The sequence below is a fragment of the Mycobacterium sp. PDNC021 genome (assembly GCF_048282635.1).
Taxonomy (GTDB): Bacteria; Actinomycetota; Actinomycetes; order Mycobacteriales; family Mycobacteriaceae; genus Mycobacterium; species Mycobacterium llatzerense.
The window spans coordinates 1,004,233-1,020,155 of record NZ_CP182502.1; the positions used below are offsets into that span (position 1 = coordinate 1,004,233).

General features: G+C 65.1%; 13 protein-coding genes. 9 read left to right on the forward strand and 4 right to left on the reverse strand.

Annotated features, from left to right (window positions below):
- Genes ACNO8X_RS04655 through ACNO8X_RS04670 form a run of 4 tightly spaced genes read left to right on the forward strand, consistent with a single transcriptional unit; the run spans position 1 to position 3,341 of the window.
- Positions 1–1,575: an acyl-CoA carboxylase subunit beta gene (locus tag ACNO8X_RS04655; protein WP_260935351.1), complete on the forward strand. Its 1,575-nt coding sequence runs from the start codon at positions 1–3 to the stop codon at positions 1,573–1,575.
- Between the two features lie 16 nt (positions 1,576–1,591).
- Entirely contained in the window at positions 1,592–2,041 is a 450-nt protein-coding gene (locus ACNO8X_RS04660; RefSeq protein ID WP_418004353.1) for a hypothetical protein, read from the forward strand.
- Positions 2,038–2,460 (forward strand): RDD family protein, encoded by a 423-nt coding sequence (locus ACNO8X_RS04665; RefSeq protein WP_418004354.1) that lies wholly within the window; start codon positions 2,038–2,040, stop codon positions 2,458–2,460. The genes ACNO8X_RS04660 and ACNO8X_RS04665 overlap by 4 nt, the downstream gene beginning before the upstream one ends.
- Entirely contained in the window at positions 2,451–3,341 is an 891-nt protein-coding gene (locus tag ACNO8X_RS04670) for an alpha/beta fold hydrolase (RefSeq protein ID WP_418004355.1), read from the forward strand. The genes ACNO8X_RS04665 and ACNO8X_RS04670 overlap by 10 nt, the downstream gene beginning before the upstream one ends.
- A 132-nt stretch (positions 3,342–3,473) precedes the next feature.
- Here the strand turns inward: ACNO8X_RS04670 and ACNO8X_RS04675 are convergent, their stop codons facing one another.
- Positions 3,474–4,577: a DUF222 domain-containing protein gene (locus ACNO8X_RS04675; protein ID WP_418004356.1), complete on the reverse strand. Its 1,104-nt coding sequence runs from the start codon at positions 4,575–4,577 to the stop codon at positions 3,474–3,476.
- A gap of 388 nt (positions 4,578–4,965) precedes the next feature.
- Here ACNO8X_RS04675 and ACNO8X_RS04680 point away from each other — a divergent pair, with 388 nt between their 5' ends.
- The 5 genes from ACNO8X_RS04680 (at position 4,966) to ACNO8X_RS04700 (ending at position 13,185) form a co-directional block, all read left to right on the forward strand.
- The gene (locus ACNO8X_RS04680; RefSeq protein WP_418004357.1) at positions 4,966–8,655 is read left to right on the forward strand and encodes a nitrate reductase subunit alpha; all 3,690 of its coding nucleotides are present in this window, start codon (positions 4,966–4,968) and stop codon (positions 8,653–8,655) included.
- Positions 8,656–8,665: 10 nt separating this feature from the next.
- Positions 8,666–10,261 (forward strand): nitrate reductase subunit beta, encoded by a 1,596-nt coding sequence (narH, locus tag ACNO8X_RS04685; RefSeq protein ID WP_418004358.1) that lies wholly within the window; start codon positions 8,666–8,668, stop codon positions 10,259–10,261.
- Entirely contained in the window at positions 10,258–10,944 is a 687-nt protein-coding gene (narJ, locus tag ACNO8X_RS04690; RefSeq protein WP_418004359.1) for a nitrate reductase molybdenum cofactor assembly chaperone, read from the forward strand. The genes narH and narJ overlap by 4 nt, the downstream gene beginning before the upstream one ends.
- A complete protein-coding gene (gene narI / locus ACNO8X_RS04695; RefSeq protein WP_418004360.1) occupies positions 10,941–11,684 on the forward strand; it encodes a respiratory nitrate reductase subunit gamma in 744 nt (247 codons plus the stop codon). Before narJ ends, narI begins: the two co-directional genes overlap by 4 nt.
- A 103-nt stretch (positions 11,685–11,787) precedes the next feature.
- A complete protein-coding gene (locus tag ACNO8X_RS04700; protein ID WP_418004361.1) occupies positions 11,788–13,185 on the forward strand; it encodes a nitrate/nitrite transporter in 1,398 nt (465 codons plus the stop codon).
- A 67-nt stretch (positions 13,186–13,252) separates the two neighbouring features.
- Here ACNO8X_RS04700 and ACNO8X_RS04705 read toward each other — a convergent pair whose 3' ends face one another.
- The 3 genes from ACNO8X_RS04705 to ACNO8X_RS04715 form a co-directional block, all read right to left on the reverse strand.
- Positions 13,253–13,561: a WhiB family transcriptional regulator gene (locus ACNO8X_RS04705; protein WP_418005780.1), complete on the reverse strand. Its 309-nt coding sequence runs from the start codon at positions 13,559–13,561 to the stop codon at positions 13,253–13,255.
- Positions 13,562–13,610: 49 nt separating this feature from the next.
- Positions 13,611–14,849 carry a glucose-1-phosphate adenylyltransferase gene (glgC, locus tag ACNO8X_RS04710; RefSeq protein WP_418004362.1) on the reverse strand — a complete coding sequence of 413 codons (1,239 nt, stop codon included), beginning with the start codon at positions 14,847–14,849 and terminating at the stop codon, positions 13,611–13,613.
- A 101-nt stretch (positions 14,850–14,950) separates the two neighbouring features.
- A complete protein-coding gene (locus ACNO8X_RS04715; RefSeq protein ID WP_418004363.1) occupies positions 14,951–15,751 on the reverse strand; it encodes a DeoR/GlpR family DNA-binding transcription regulator in 801 nt (266 codons plus the stop codon).
- Between the last annotated feature and the right edge of the window lie 172 nt (positions 15,752–15,923).

Consider the following 15,923-nt stretch of genomic DNA (forward strand, 5'->3'; position numbering starts at 1 on the left):
GTGACCGAAGTTACCGAAACGCGCAGCCCTTCCACCACGGCTGAGAAGCTCGCCGAGCTTCGCGAAAAGCTGGAGCGGGCAGCCGATCCCGGCGACGAGAAGGCCAAGGCGCGCCGCGACAAGAAGGGCATCCCTTCGGCTCGCGCCCGCATCCACGCGCTCGTCGACCCGGGCAGCTTCTTCGAGATCGGCGCGCTGGCCAAGACGCCCGGTGACCCGAACGCCTTGTACGGCGACGGTGTGGTGACCGGCCACGCCACCATCGACGGCCGCCCGGTCGCGGTCTTCAGTCACGACCAGACGGTGTTCCAGGGCTCGGTCGGCGAGATGTTCGGCCGCAAGGTCGCCAAGCTCATGGAGTGGGTGGCCATGGTCGGCTGCCCGATCATCGGCATCAACGACTCCGCCGGGGCCCGCATCCAGGACGCTGTGACGTCGCTGGCGTGGTACGCCGAGTTGGGCCGCCGGCACGAGATGCTCCGCGGCACTGTGCCGGAGATCTCGATCATCCTGGGCAAGTGCGCCGGTGGTGCGGTGTACTCGCCGATCCAGACCGACCTGCTGGTGGCGGTGCGCGACCAGGGCTACATGTTCATCACCGGGCCGGACGTCATCAAGGACGTCACCGGCGAGGACGTGTCGTTCGACGAGCTCGGTGGCGCGGACGTCCAGGCTCAGCGCGGCAACATCCACAAGGTGGTCGAGGACGAAGCTGCCGCCTTCCAGTACGTCCGTGACTACCTGAGCTTCCTGCCGGCCAACACCTGGGACTCTCCGCCGATCGTCAACCCGGGTCTGGAGCCCGAGCTCACCCCGAGCGACTTCGAGCTGGACAAGATCGTGCCGGACGCCGACAACGCCGGCTACGACATGCACGACATCCTGCTCCGTATGTTCGACGACGGCGACATCTTCGAGATCGCCGACCAGCGCGCTCCGGAGATGATCACCGCGTTCGCGCGGGTCGACGGCCGGCCGGTCGGCGTCATCGCCAACCAGCCGCTGTTCATGGCGGGTGCGATCGGTAACGAGGCCTCCGACAAGGCGGCCGGGTTCATCCGGTTCTGCGACTCCTTCAACCTGCCTTTGGTTTTCGTCGTCGACACCCCGGGCGCGCTGCCCGGTGTCGCCGAGGAGACCGGCGGCATCATCAAGCGCGGTGGCCGCTTCTTCAACGCCATCGTCGAGGCCGACGTGCCGAAGGTGACGTTCGTGATCCGCAAGGCCTACGGCGGTGGCTATGCGGTCATGGGCTCGAAGCAGCTCACGGCTGACCTGAACTTCGCCTGGCCCACTGCCCGTATCGCGGTGATCGGCGCGCAGGGCGCGGCGCAGCTGCTGGTGAAGCGCTTCCCCGATCCGACGGCGCCTGAGGTGCTGAAGATCAAGGCAGACTTCATCGAGGGTTACAACGCCAACTTGGCGATCCCGTGGACGGCGGCCGAGCGCGGTTACATCGACGCGGTCATCCAGCCGCACGAGTCCCGGCTGCTGCTGCGCAAGTCGCTGAAGTTGTTGCGCGACAAGCAGAAGCACGACCGCATTGCCCGCAAGCACGGCCTGACCCCGCTGTAATTTCGTCGGACACCCTGTGACCGAGCCGGCGGGCAGCCCCCAGAATTCTGCGGTGCTGCTCGTCGCCGGGGTGGCGGCGACGGTAGCCGGCGGCGCGGTCGCGGTGTACCGCGGCGCGGAGCGGCTGCCGGTCGTCGGAGATGTGTTGCGACGCACCCAATCCGATCTGGTGGCGCGCGGTGAGCGCGCGTTGGGGCCCATCAAGACGTTGATCGCCGACGTCGCAGCCCAGGTCGTCGAGCTCGTCCTCGATGAGCTGGACCTCAACGAACTGGTGCGTCAGCGTGTCGATCTGGTCGGGCTGGCCAACGAGGTGATCGACGGCATCGATCTGCAGTCCGTCATCCGGGAGTCCACCGACACGATGACGAACGAGGTCATGTCGGATGTCCGTACACAGGGGGAGCGGGCGGACGATGCGATCTCCGGATTCGTCGACCGGTTGCTGGGCCGGGACCGCCGATGAGTGACCGGCCTGCCGGGATCGTCAGCCGAGGTGTGGCTGCCGTCATCGACCTGATGGTGGTCGGCGCGCTGCTCGGCCTGATCTACGGCGGACTACGCCTGTGCGAGTTCATGTTTCGCCCTGTCATGTTCCACGTGCCGACGTTGTCCTTTGTCTATTCGACGGCGGCGACGTGCGTTGTCTCGGTGCTGTATCTCACCGGGTGCTGGGTGGTGTCGGGTAGTACGGTGGGCGCGGTGGTGATGGGTCTGCGGGTCACCGGTCTGCGCCGGGAACGGCTGGCTCCGCTTCGGGCCTTGCTGCGCGCCGTGGCCTGTGTGCTGTTTCCGGTGGGACTGCTGTGGGTAATGGTGGACCGGCGTCGAAGGTCGTTGCAGGACATAATTTTTCGTACCAAGGTGGTTTACGCATGGCAGTAACGGAATCGAGTCCCGACGACAGTGTGCTGCCACCGGTCTCGCCGCGGGTGCGCCGGGCCTTCTGGTGGCTGGAGCGCTTCGCGCCGGCGATCGGTGCGCGCTGGGCAACCGAATTGTGGTGCACGGTGCCGGATGTCGACCTGAGCACCAAGATGCCGCCCGGTCTGCCGGACAGCACGCCGCTGGAAGCGTCGTGGGATGGGCACCGCATCGCCGGACAATCGTGGGGCTCGGGTCCGCTGGTTTACCTGGTGCACGGGTGGGGTGGGTGCCGTGCGCACATGGCGGTGTTCGTCAAACCCCTTGTTGTGGCGGGATATCGGGTCATCGCGTTCGACCTCCCCAGCCACCACGACTCGGAGCCGGGGGCGCTGGCACCGGGGCGCACCACCATCGTCGAGTGCGCGGAAGCGGTGCGGGCCGTCATCGCCAAGCACGGTCCGGCACACGCCGTCATCGGTCATTCGCTGGGTGCGAAGGCGGCCGCGCTTGCCGCGGCGCGGGGCGCCGCGGCCCATCGGTTGGTGTTCCTTGCGCCGATGGGCGATTTCACTTGGTATCTGGACGTTTTCGCCGAACGGCACAACTTCGGCAGGCGGATCCGGGACCGCCTGCACCGGCGCCTGGACCGCAGGATCGGAATGCCACTGCTGGACACCGACATCACCGCGTCGGCCGAGCATGCCGGGGACCGGCCGCTGCTGCTCATCCACGACCCCGACGATCCGGACAGCCCCTACTCCTCCAGCACGGAGATCGCGCAGGTCTGGCCCGACGCGCGGCTGGAGACCACGAAAGGTCTGGGTCGGCTGGCGCACTACCGGATTCTGCGGCACCGCCCGGCCATCACCGCCGGCGTCGAGTTCATCGGCACGCCCTAGGGCGTTGCTGAATGCGGGGGCCTTGATGTTCGCGCGGCGGATGCGAATTCCACCCGCCGCCCGAGCATGAGGGCCAGGTACACTATTGAGTTATCAAGGTGCACAGCATGTTTGAGGACACATCTGTGTTGGCTAGGCGGCCACGTCGAGTCGCATGGTGCGTCGGTTGTGGGCCAGGCTGGTTTCGCCATCGTGGGTCCAGTGCACGATGTGGTGGGCGTGGGTGCGTCCCGGTGGTGCGCCGCATTTGATGCAGCATTGATCCCGTAGGTACAACGCTTTGCGCAGATGCGCCGGAAACAGGCGCTTCTCCCGCCCCATATCCAGCGGCACCTGCTCGCCGTCCACCAGCACCGTCGTGACCGTGGTGTCGCAGGTCAGCCGACCCAGGGTCCCGGCACTGATCGGCCCCATGAACTCCAACTCCGCCAGATTCGGGGTATCAGCAGGCACCGTCACCAACAACTGCGTACGCGGCGCACTGGCGACGTCACCACCGCGGGCCGCGATATCCAACACCGCCTCCCACGCATCAGCACGCCGCCGCCCCGCCGACCGCACATCCGCGCTGCCGTCGGGCTCGGGTCGCGGCGCCGACAACTCCTCCATCGCCGCCACATATTTGGCACCGACCTCGGCATCCAGATCCGCACGCACCTGCAACCGCCCGTCACTGGTCACCCGATGGTCCACGGTGTTGATCGACCGGTCCTCCGCCGCCGGCAACCCACCCCCGGCGGCGGCCACCCGATTCCCCAACCGGCGGGCCCGGTCACCGATCTGGGCCGGCGTGGCCCCCGAGAAGAACTGACCCAACAGGTCGGTCACCTGCCGGAACCGGGCTTCTGCATCCACCGGACCGGGTGCACGTGTCTGAATGTGGTTGATGTCCTTGACGATCGCATCGACATGCTCACCCGAGACCGCCCCATCGGCGGCATGAGCGGCCAGTGTCGGCAGCATCGGCAATGCCGTACCGACACGCACCAGCCGCTCCGCCACACCTGGCGCACAACCAAGACTGATCAGCAGCTCCCGCGTCGTCCGCCCCTGCGCGGCGGCTACGCCCAAGCGGTCCAGTTTCCCGCTCACCGTCGCGGCCAGATGATCAACCACGCCCCGGAGCATCAGCAGTATCCGCATCGCGTTGAAAGCGTCATCCCCTGCCATGTCCTCAGGGACAACCACCTCACGCAGCTGATCAAGAAGAGGGTTGAGATCCGGTGCGATTCCCATAGCAAATTGTTTCGAACAAATATTCGAACATGCAAGGGTGAATCTGCTGCGTTGTGTGATGAATCAGGACGTCGGTGACAATGCCGGTGGTCTGTCCTTCGGGGGAATCTGTCGTTCCGGACACCGGCCGCGGTTTGTTACCGCGCTGAAAAGAATTCCGGTCGCAACCCTGCGGCATTGTGACCGGCGACGCAGCCCGCTGCTTCGCTTTCGCCCCAAATCCACAAATCGCCGCAGGTAGGAACCGCGATGCTGAGATCGCGCTTGTTTCATGACATGACGGCGCTGTTAACGCGGTCGCACAGGCTCGAAAGGGGCCTGTGCGTTCTTTTGACAGCTGTCTGACCGGTTCTAGCCTCATGTTCCGACGGCTCGAAAGGAGGGCTTTGTGGCCGAACCACGGGTCGACAACAAGGCGTCAGGTGACGCGTTGCTGCGATTGTCCAAGTACTTTCACCGCGGCGAGATCTCCGGTGACCAGCGCACCATTCACAAGGTCGGTGGGCGGTCGGCGGATGATTTCTATCGCGACCGTTGGGCGCACGACAAGGTGGTGCGCTCCACCCACGGCGTCAACTGCACGGGCTCGTGCTCGTGGAAGATCTACGTCAAAGACGGCGTGATCACCTGGGAGTCACAACAAACCGACTATCCGTCGATCGGCGCCGACAAGCCCGAATACGAGCCGCGCGGCTGCCCCCGCGGCGCGTCGTTCTCCTGGTACACGTATTCGCCTGCGCGCGTGCGGTATCCGTATGTCCGCGGCCTGCTGCTCGACTTCTACCGCGAAGCCAAGGAGCGGCTGCAGGACCCGGTGCTGGCGTGGGCGGACGTCGTCGAGGATCCCGTGAAGGCCAAGGCCTACAAGTCTGCCCGCGGCCGTGGTGGTTTCGTACGCGCCGAATGGTGGGAGGCCGCCGAGATCGCCGCGGCTGCGCACGTCTACACCGTCAAGACCTACGGCCCGGACCGCGTCGCCGGCTTCTCGCCGATTCCCGCCATGTCGATGGTGAGCCATGCCGTTGGGGCACGGTTCATTTCGCTCATGGGTGGGTCGATGCTGTCGTTCTACGACTGGTACGCCGACCTGCCGGTGGCATCACCCCAGGTGTTCGGTGACCAGACCGACGTGCCCGAATCCGCCGACTGGTTCGACGCCGGCTACCTCATCATGTGGGGTTCCAACGTCCCGGTGACGCGCACGCCCGACGCCCACTACATGACCGAGGCGCGGTACCGCGGCCAGAAAGTCGTTGTGGTGTCGCCGGATTACGCAGACAACACCAAGTTCGCCGACGAATGGTTGCCGGCCAACCCTGGCACCGACGCCGCCCTGGCCATGTCGATGGGCCACGTCATCCTCAAGGAGTTCTTCCTCGAGAAGAACACCCCGTACTTCACCGACTACGTGAAGAAGTACACCGATCTGCCGTTCCTGGTTTCGCTGACCGAGCGAGACGGACGGTTGGTACCCGGAAAGTTCCTCACCGCAGCCGATCTCGGCGGCGAGTACGCAGACACCGAAGCCGCGGTATCCAAGCCCGTCCTGCTCGACGCCGACGGCACCCCGGTGGTGCCCAATGGGTCCCTGGGTCATCGCTTCACCGCCTCCGGTGAAGGGAAATGGAACCTGGACCTGCAGGGGATAGACCCCCTCCTCACGCTGCACGGTGGCGCCAACGATGCCGCTACCGTTGCACTACCGCGATTCGATACCGACCAACCCGGTGTCCTGGAGCGCGGAGTGCCGACCAGAATCGTTGCGGGACAGCGTGTCACGACGGTCTTCGACCTGATGCTGGCGCAGTACGGCGTGGCCCGTGACGGCCTGCCGGGCACCTGGCCCACCGGCTATGACGACGCCACCGAGCCGTACACGCCGGCGTGGCAGGAGGCCATCACCGGGGTGCCGGCGCAGGCCGCTGAGCGCATCGCCCGCGAATTCGCCGACAACGCAGAGCGTTCCAAGGGGCGCTCGATGATCCTGATGGGCGCCGGTACCAACCACTGGTTCCACTCCGACCAGATCTACCGCACGTTCCTGTCCCTGGTGATTCTGACCGGTTGCCAGGGCGTCAACGGTGGCGGTTGGGCTCACTACGTCGGCCAGGAGAAGTGCCGGCCGGTGACAGGCTGGGGCACATTGGCATTCGGGCTGGACTGGCAGCGGTCGCCGCGCCAGATGCAGGGCACCGTGTTCTGGTACCTGGCCACCGACCAGTGGCGCTACGACCGGTTCACCACCGAGCCGATGACGTCACCGCTCGCCACGGGAACGCTGGCGCGCCGGACCGCGGCCGACAACATCGCCCTGGCCAGTCGACTGGGCTGGATGCCGAGTTACCCGACGTTCAACCGCAATCCGCTGGATCTGGCCGACGAGGCCGACCGGCTCGGCAAGGACGCGGCGCAGCATGTCTTGGACGGCCTGAAGTCCGGGCATCTGCAGTTCGCCTGCGAGGACCCTGACGCCCCGGAGAACTTCCCGCGTTGCCTCACGGTGTGGCGGTCCAATCTGCTGGGCTCGTCGGCAAAGGGCAACGAGTACTTCCTCAAGCACCTGCTGGGTGCCGACTCCAACGTCGCGGCAAGCGACGAGGACGGGGTCCGGCCGCAGGAGGTGCGCTGGCGCGACCAGGCGCCGGCGGGCAAGCTGGATCTGTTGCTGTCCTTGGACTTCCGCAACACCAGCACGACGCTGTACTCGGACATCGTGCTGCCGGCCGCGACGTGGTATGAGAAGCACGACCTGTCCAGCACCGACATGCACCCGTTCGTGCACGCGTTCTCCCCGGCGATCTCGCCGCCGTGGGAGACCAAGACCGACTTCGACGCCTTCCACCGGATTGCCCGCGGCTTCTCCTGGCTCGCCGAGAAGCACCTCGGCAAGCGCAAAGACATCGTCGCGATGCCGCTGCAGCACGACAGCTCCGATGCCACGGCCCAGCCCGGCGGCAAGGTGCTGGACTGGAAAGCCGGTGAATGCGAACCGATTCCAGGCAAGACCATGCCCCGACTGGTGACGGTCGAACGCGACTATCCGGCACTGGCCGACAAGATGGCCGCCCTCGGCCCACTGGTGGAAACCCTCGGTCTGACGGTCAAGGGCGTCACCACTCATCCCGACGAGGAGGTCGAGTACCTGCGCGGCATGAACGGCGTGTCGGACCGTGGCGTGGCCGCGGGTCGGCCGTCGCTGGCCAAGGACACCCATGCGGCCGAAGCCATCCTGGCGCTGTCCGGCACGACCAACGGACGCCTCGCGGTGGAAGGCTTCGAAGCCCTGCAGCGCCGCACCGGAACCGAACTCGTGGACCTGGCAGCGGAGAACGAAGGCAAGCGAATCACGTTCGCGGATACGCAGTCCCGGCCCATGCCGGTCAACACCTCGCCCGAGTGGTCGGGGTCGGAGACCGGTGGCCGCCGCTACTCGCCGTTCACGATCAACACCGAGCGGCTCAAGCCGTGGCACACCCTCACCGGTCGCCAGCACTTCTATCTCGACCACGACTGGATGGACGAGATGGGCGAGCAGCTGCCGACGTTCCGCCCGCCACTGGATATGACGGCGTTGTTCGACGAGCCCGTCGTGGGTGCTACAGCCGGTGACGCGACCAGTCGTTCCATCACGGTGCGCTACCTGACCCCGCACTCCAAGTGGTCGATCCACTCGGCGTACCAGGACAACCTGTACATGCTGACACTTTCCCGTGGTGGACAGGCGATCTGGATGTCTGATGTCGACGCCGCCAAGATCGGGGTCAAGGACAACGACTGGATCGAGTGCACCAACCGCAACGGTGTGGTGAATGCCCGAGCCATCGTCAGCCACCGGATGCCCGAGGGTCTGGTCTTCATGTACCACGCTCAGGACAAGGCGGTGGACGTGCCGCGTACCGAAAAGACCGGCAAGCGTGGCGGTATCCACAACGCGCTGACCCGCATCATGATCAAGCCCACCCACTTGATCGGCGGCTATGCCCAGCAGTCCTTTGCGCTGAACTACCACGGCCCCACGGGAAATCAGCGCGACGAGGTGACGACTATCCGTCGCCGTTCGCAAGAAGTGGAGTACTGACATGAGAGTCATGGCACAACTTGCGATGGTGATGAACCTCGACAAGTGCATCGGCTGTCACACCTGCAGCGTCACCTGCAAACAGGCGTGGACCAACCGCAGCGGTGTCGAGTATGTCTGGTTCAACAACGTGGAAACCCGTCCCGGACAGGGATATCCGCGGCAGTACCAGGACCAGGAACGCTGGAAGGGCGGCTGGACGCTCAACAAGCGCGGCAAGCTCACGCTGAAGTCGGGCTCCCGGTTCAAGCGGCTGCTGAACATCTTCGCCAACCCGGACCTGCCCACGGTCAGCGACTACTACGACCCGTGGACCTACGACTACGAGAACCTGCTGTCGTCCCCGCTGATGGACACCACACCCGTGGCGCGGCCGAAGTCGCTGATCACCGGGCAGGACACCAAGGTCACCTGGGGCGCCAACTGGGATGACGACCTCGGTGGCGGCCCTGAACAGGTGGGCCGGGATCCGTTGCTGGCCAAGGTCGAAGAGGTCAGCCAGAAGGTCAAGCTCGAATTCGAGCAGACCTTCATGTTCTACCTGCCGCGGATTTGCGAGCACTGTTTGAATCCGGCGTGTGCCGCAGCGTGCCCCTCGGGCGCCATCTACAAGCGCGCCGAGGACGGCATCGTGCTGGTGGATCAGGACAAGTGCCGTGGCTGGCGGCAGTGCGTCACCGGCTGCCCGTACAAGAAGATCTACTTCAATCACAAGACCGGCAAGGCCGAGAAGTGCACGTTCTGCTACCCGCGCGTCGAGGTGGGCATCCCCACCGTGTGTTCCGAAACCTGCACCGGCCGGTTGCGGTACATCGGCGTCATGCTCTACGACGCCGACAAGGTGCTGGAAGCTGCCTCGGTCACCGATGACAAGGACCTCTACCCGTCGCAGCTCGGCGTGTTCCTCAACCCGCACGACCCGCGCGTGGTCGCCGAAGCCGAGCGTGCCGGTATCTCGCCGGAATGGATTGAAGCCGCGCAGAATTCACCGGTGTACCGGCTGATCGTCGACTACCAGGTGGCGCTGCCGCTGCACCCGGAATACCGCACCATGCCGATGGTCTGGTACGTCCCGCCGCTGTCCCCGGTCGTCGACATCCTCAAGGAGACCGGCCACGACGGCGAGAACAAGAACAACCTGTTCGGTGCCATCGACACCCTCCGCATCCCGATCGAGTACCTGGCCGAGCTGTTCACCGCCGGTGAGGTCGGGCCGGTCCGGGCGTCGCTGCAACGGTTGGCGGCGATGCGCGCCTACATGCGGTCGGCCAATCTCGGCGAGGAGTTCGACGAGACCATCCCCGAGTCGGTGCGCCTCACCGGCGAGGAGATCGAGTCGATGTACCGACTGCTCGCCATCGCCAAATACCAAGACCGGTACGTCATTCCGAGCGGTGCGGGCTCCGACGCGCACCGGCTGGACGCGATCGCGACCGGCTGCAGCCTCGACGGTGACGGTGGTCCGGGTATGACGGCCTTCGACACGATGGCCGACAAGTTCCACCTGGTCGACACCAACAGCGCTGTGCCCAAGGATGATCCGAAGCGGGTCAACCTGCTGAACTGGGACGGCCGCAGCCCCGACGGGCTGGTGCCGACCCGATGAAGCTCCTGTCCATCGGGCGCCGGACGGCGACCGGTCCCGACCTCTCCGACCATCAGCAGCGCTTGGTGTGGCGCGTGACGGCGCTGTTGCTCGACTACCCGACCGCTCAAACCTGCGCACTTACCGACGAATTGGCGTCGGCGGCAGATACATTGCCTGAGCCGATCCGCACGCAGGTGACCGACTTCCTCCGGTACTTCTGCGAGACCGACGCGACCGAACGCGCCTGCCGGTACGTCGAGACGTTCGACATGCGCCGGCGGGCCAGCCTGCACCTGACGTACTACGCCTACGGTGACACCCGGAAGCGGGGGATGGCGCTGCTGCGGTTCAAGCATGCCTACCGGCAGGCGGACATCACCATCGGCGACGAAGAGCTGCCCGACTACCTGCCGCTGGTACTCGAATTCGCCGCTACCATCGACCAGGCGCGCGGTGAGCGACTGCTGGCCGAGCACGTACCGGTGCTCGAGCTGCTGCGACTTTCCCTGCAAGAGAGTAATTCTCCGTACTCCGGCTTGCTGGCCGCGGTCCTCGCGACTTTGCCGCCGATCAACACCGCCGACCGTCGGCGGATCACCGAACTCGCCGCCGACGGCCCACCCGACGAAGACGTCGGTCTGGACCCGTTCGGCATGGATCCGATGATGATGGATCCGGCCATGACCGGAGGCCGACGATGACCAACCTCTTGTGGATGACGCTGCCGTACATCGCCTTCACGTCGTTCGTGCTGGGCCACATCTGGCGGTACCGGACCGACCAATTCGGTTGGACCACAAGGTCGTCGCAGATTTACGAAAGCCGGTTGCTTCGGCTGGGCAGCCCGCTGTTCCACTTCGGGATCCTCGGTGTGCTGGGCGGACACGTTGTCGGCCTGCTGATTCCGGAGTCGTGGACCTCGGCGATCGGGATTTCCGAACACACCTACCACCTGATGGCGATCGGCATGGGCGCGCCGGCGGGGTTCGCGGTGATCGCGGGGGCCGCCATCCTGCTGTACCGCCGGGTCACGGTGCCGGCGGTGCGTGGCGCTACCACCATCAGTGACAAGCTCATGTATCTGCTGCTGGTCGGTGCACTGGTGACCGGCATGGTCAACACTCTGGGCAACGTGGTGTCGGCCTACAACTACCGGGAGACGGTGTCACCTTGGCTACGTAGCCTTTTCACGCCGCACCCGACACCCGAGCTGATGGCGACGGCGCCCTTGTCCTTCCAGGTGCACGTCATCATCGTCCTGACGCTCTTCGCCATCTGGCCCTACACGCGGCTGGTGCACATGTTCAGCGCCCCGATCGGCTACTTGGTGCGGCCGTATGTGGTGTACCGGAGCCGGGATCCGCAGCGCGGCAGCAGCAGTCGGTACGCGAAGGCCTGGGAGACGCCGCAGGCACCGCCACCCCGTAGCCGCTGGGTGTGAGCCGCATCTCTTCACAGCCCTGCTGCATGATCGGTGAGTGAATCTTCACGATCGGGACATCACTGAGCGCCTGCGGGAAACATGTAATTTCTAGATTTGCAGCATGTTTCGATCGCGAACCATCACCGACTGGGATCCGGAAGACATCGTTGCCTGGGCAGCCGGCAACAAGAACGTCGCCCGGCGGAACCTGCTGTGGTCGGTGATCGCGGAGCATATCGGCCTCTCGATCTGGACCATGTGGTCGGTCATGGTGCTGTTCATGCCGCAGTCGGTGTACGGCTTCACGGCCGGTGACAAGTTCCTGCTCGCTGCCACCGCGACGCTCGTCGGCGGCTGCCTGCGCATCCCGTACACCATGGCGACTGCCACCTTCGGTGGCCGCAACTGGACCGTCTTCTCCGCGCTCGTACTCCTGATTCCGACGCTGGGCAGCATGTGGCTGCTGGCGCACCCCGGACTGCCGTTGTGGCCGTACCTGTTGTGCGCGGCCCTCGCCGGCCTCGGTGGCGGCAACTTCGCGTCGTCGATGACCAACATCAACGCGTTCTACCCGCAGCGGCTCAAGGGCTGGGCGCTCGGAATCAACGCCGGCGGAGGCAATCTCGGCGTGCCGGCCATCCAGGTCGTGGGCCTGCTGGTGATCGCCGTCGCCGGTAACCGCGCGCCCTACTGGGTGTGCGCGATCTACCTGGTGCTGCTGGCCGTCGCGGCGGTCGGTGCGGCGATGTTCATGAACAACCTCGCGCAGCACCGAATCGATTCCACCGCAATGCGTTCCATTCTCACCGTGCCAGACACCTGGGCTGTCGCGTTCCTGTACATCGGCACCTTCGGATCCTTCATCGGCTTCTCTTTCGCCTTCAGTCAGATCCTGCAGATCAACTTCGTCGCCGGTGGTCAGAGTGCGGCGCAGGCGGCGCTGCATGCGGCCCAGATCGCCTTCGTGGGACCACTACTCGGCTCGATCGCGCGGGTCTACGGCGGCAAACTCGCCGACCGTATCGGCGGCGCCCGGGTCACCATGGCGGCCTTCACCGGCATGATTCTCTTTGGTGCGCTGCTGATTTCGGCATCGACCTACCACGACCACACCGGCGGGGCCGTGGATGCGGCTACGCTGACGTGCTTCATCGTCGGCTTCGTCGCGCTGTTCGTGCTATCGGGCGTCGGCAATGGGTCGGTGTACAAGATGATCCCGTCGATCTTCGAGGCCCGTAGTCGCTCGCTGGTGGGCAGCGAGACCGACCGCCAGAACTGGTCCCGCGGGATGTCCGGTGCCCTCATCGGTTTCGCGGGCGCCATCGGCGCGCTCGGGGGAGTGGGCATCAACCTGGCGCTGCGGCAGTCCTACCTGTCCAGTGGCTCGGCCACCGCGGCGTTCTGGGTCTTCGTCACCTTCTACGTCGCCGCGCTGACCCTGACGTGGATGCGCTACATCCGCACCCCGCTCGCCACCGCGCCTCCCGTGCGGACTGCTGAGGCCGTCAGCGTCGCCTGACGCCGATCTCCGGCAGCGCCTGGTGTTTCCCGCAGTGGTCACGGTGAGGGTTGGTTTGCGGCCGATGTCATTCGCCGCTGGCGGCGGCCAGTTTGGTCCGGCCGGAAATGCCAAGTGCAGAAACGCGTTCGGATTCGGAAACTCCGCCCCAGGTGCCATAGGGCTCAGGGGACAGCAGGGCGAAGGCGGCGCACGGGGCCTTCACCGGGCATTGGTAGCAGATCTGTTTGGCCTGTTGTTCGCGTTGCCTGCGAGCGCGGCCCCGCTCGTTGTCTGGATGGAAGAAGATGCTGGAATCCATTGTGCGACAATGGGCTGACTGCTGCCACTCCCATTCGTCGGCCATCGGTCGGATGGACGGCGCGGGTAGCGGCAATGCCGTTCGCTTACCGCTCATGGTGTGACTCAAACCTCCTGGTTGTTGATTACCGGGTTACCTGCTGGCCCTTGCCAACGGCGGTCACTCCGCCTTCGGATACGGCGAAGCCGCGCGCCAGGTCATGCTCTTTGTCGACACCGATCTGCGTGTGGGGTGGAATCACGACGTTCTTGTCGATAATGGCGTTGCGTACCAAGGCATTCGCGCCAACGATGGTGTTGTCCATGATCACCGATCGCTCCACTGTGGCGTGTTCCTCGACTCGGACACCGGGTGACAGCACCGATTCGCGCACCAGCGCGCCGGAGATGATCACCCCGTTGGAGATCACGCTGTTGACGGCGCGGCCGACTCGTTCACCGTCTTCGTGGACGAACTTCGCCGGCGGGTGCGGCGGGATATGGGTGAGGATCGGCCATGCGCTGTTGTACAAGTCGAAAGCGGGTACCACGGCGCACAGGTCCATGTGGGCGTCGTAGTAAGAGTCCAGGGTTCCGACGTCACGCCAATAGCCGTTGTTTCCGGCACGGGCACCCGGCACCTGGTTGCTCTGAAAGTCGTACACCTGAGCGAGGCCCTGTTCGACCATCATCGGCATGATGTCGCCACCCATGTCGTGCTTGCTGAACTCGTCGGCGGCATCGGCGTGCAACGCGTCGATGAGCACTTCGGTCGAGAACACGTAGTTGCCCATCGAGACGAACGATTCGTCAGGGGAGTCGGGCAGGCCAGGCGGATCAGCAGGCTTCTCCAGGAACGCTTCCACCTCTCGGCCGTCAGCGGCTGTCTTGATGACGCCGAAGGCGCCGGCCTCATGTCGTGGCACTCGGATGCCGGCGACAGTGGCGCCTGCACCGCTGTCGAGGTGCTGGGCGATGATCTGCCGCGGGTCCATGCGGTAGACGTGATCGGCGCCGAAAACGATGACCAGATCGGGTTTTTCGTCGTGAATCAGGTTCAGCGACTGGTGGATCGCGTTCGCGGAGCCGGAATACCATTGCGGGCCGAGGCGCTGTTGGGCGGGCACCGGGGTGACGTAGTTTCCGAGCAGGCTGCTCATCCGCCAGGTGGTGGTGATGTGGCGATCGAGGCTGTGGCTCTTGTACTGCGTGAGTACGGCGATCCGAAGGACTCCGGCGTTGACCAGATTCGATAGGGCGAAGTCGATCAATCGATACAGTCCGGCGAACGGCACCGCCGGCTTGGCCCGGTCGAGCGTAAGTGGTGACAGACGCTTGCCCTCACCGCCGGCCAGGACGATGCCGAGGACTCTCGGATCGGCCATGTGGGCTCCTTTCGGACAGCACGCGACGACACGTGATGGGATCACCGACGGCTGAAGGTGAACTTAGAAATCTGCGAAAGTGGTTGGAACGTCGCGGAATATCACGACCGCTCCACGATCAAGCCGGGTGCGGACAGTTCGGAGAGCTGAAGATCGTCCAGGCCGCTATCAGTGATCAAGAGGTGGATGTCTGCCAACCGCCCGTATTGGGCTCCGGTGATGGTCCCGAACTTGCTGTGGTCGGCAAGCAGGATGCGTCGGTGGGCACAGGCGAGCATCCGTCGTTTCACGGCTGCTTCGGACGGTGCGGGTGTGGTGAGTCCGCGGTGTGCGCTGATTCCGTTGGCTCCCAGGAATGCGACGTCCACGTTGATCTCAGCAAGCGCGCGGGCGGCCCAATCATCAACTTCGGCAAAGGTTTTCGAGCGTACCCGGCCGCCCAGGGTGTATACCGTCAGCAGTGGCCGGCTGAGCAGGGTCAGCGCCTGTGTCAGTGAATTCGTGTACACCGTGAGCTCGCGGTCGCCGGGAAACATGTCGACCAGCTGTGCGGTGGTGGACCCGGCGTCGATCAGAACAGATCCGCGTTCCGGAAGATGTGCCAGGGCGGCTTTGGCGATGCGGGTCTTTTCGGCAAGGAACTCGGTCCGCGTCTCGACGGCCGGTTCGTAGGAGAGGTAGTCGACCGGCACGGCTCCACCGTGCACCCGTCGCAACAGGCCCTGGCGTTCCAGGAGGATGAGGTCCTTGCGGATGGTTTCACCCGTAACGCCCAGTTCGGCGGCGGTGCCGGCGGCATCGATCCGGCCGTCCCGGCGCAGCACCTCGAGCAGGTGTTGTTTGCGCTGGTCGGCGTAGAGGGCGCCCGTCGTATCGCGCTGAGCGGGCCCTGTGGACGGCATCACACCTCCCATGTGTTGTGATCTATACCACTTGGAATTGATTGCTAATCATTGTGTTTGATTGGGAATCTGTCAAGGGGTCGGCCGACCTGGGAGCTGGCCGGGCATCGTGAGACGCGACCAAAACGCCGAGTGGCCAGTTACGACACAACTTTTCGAAAAGCGCGTGTCA

What these genes read in the sequence shown, in the direction of transcription:
- ACNO8X_RS04665 (WP_418004354.1), top strand. Translation starts at nt 2,038, where the DNA reads ATGAGTGACCGGCCTGCCGGGATCGTCAGCCGAGGTGTGGCTGCCGTC.
- ACNO8X_RS04670 (WP_418004355.1), top strand. Translation starts at nt 2,451, where the DNA reads ATGGCAGTAACGGAATCGAGTCCCGACGACAGTGTGCTGCCACCGGTC.
- ACNO8X_RS04675 (WP_418004356.1), bottom strand. Translation starts at nt 4,577, where the DNA reads ATGGGAATCGCACCGGATCTCAACCCTCTTCTTGATCAGCTGCGTGAG.
- narH (WP_418004358.1), top strand. Translation starts at nt 8,666, where the DNA reads ATGGCACAACTTGCGATGGTGATGAACCTCGACAAGTGCATCGGCTGT.
- narJ (WP_418004359.1), top strand. Translation starts at nt 10,258, where the DNA reads ATGAAGCTCCTGTCCATCGGGCGCCGGACGGCGACCGGTCCCGACCTC.
- narI (WP_418004360.1), top strand. Translation starts at nt 10,941, where the DNA reads ATGACCAACCTCTTGTGGATGACGCTGCCGTACATCGCCTTCACGTCG.
- ACNO8X_RS04700 (WP_418004361.1), top strand. Translation starts at nt 11,788, where the DNA reads ATGTTTCGATCGCGAACCATCACCGACTGGGATCCGGAAGACATCGTT.
- glgC (WP_418004362.1), bottom strand. Translation starts at nt 14,849, where the DNA reads ATGGCCGATCCGAGAGTCCTCGGCATCGTCCTGGCCGGCGGTGAGGGC.
- ACNO8X_RS04715 (WP_418004363.1), bottom strand. Translation starts at nt 15,751, where the DNA reads ATGCCGTCCACAGGGCCCGCTCAGCGCGATACGACGGGCGCCCTCTAC.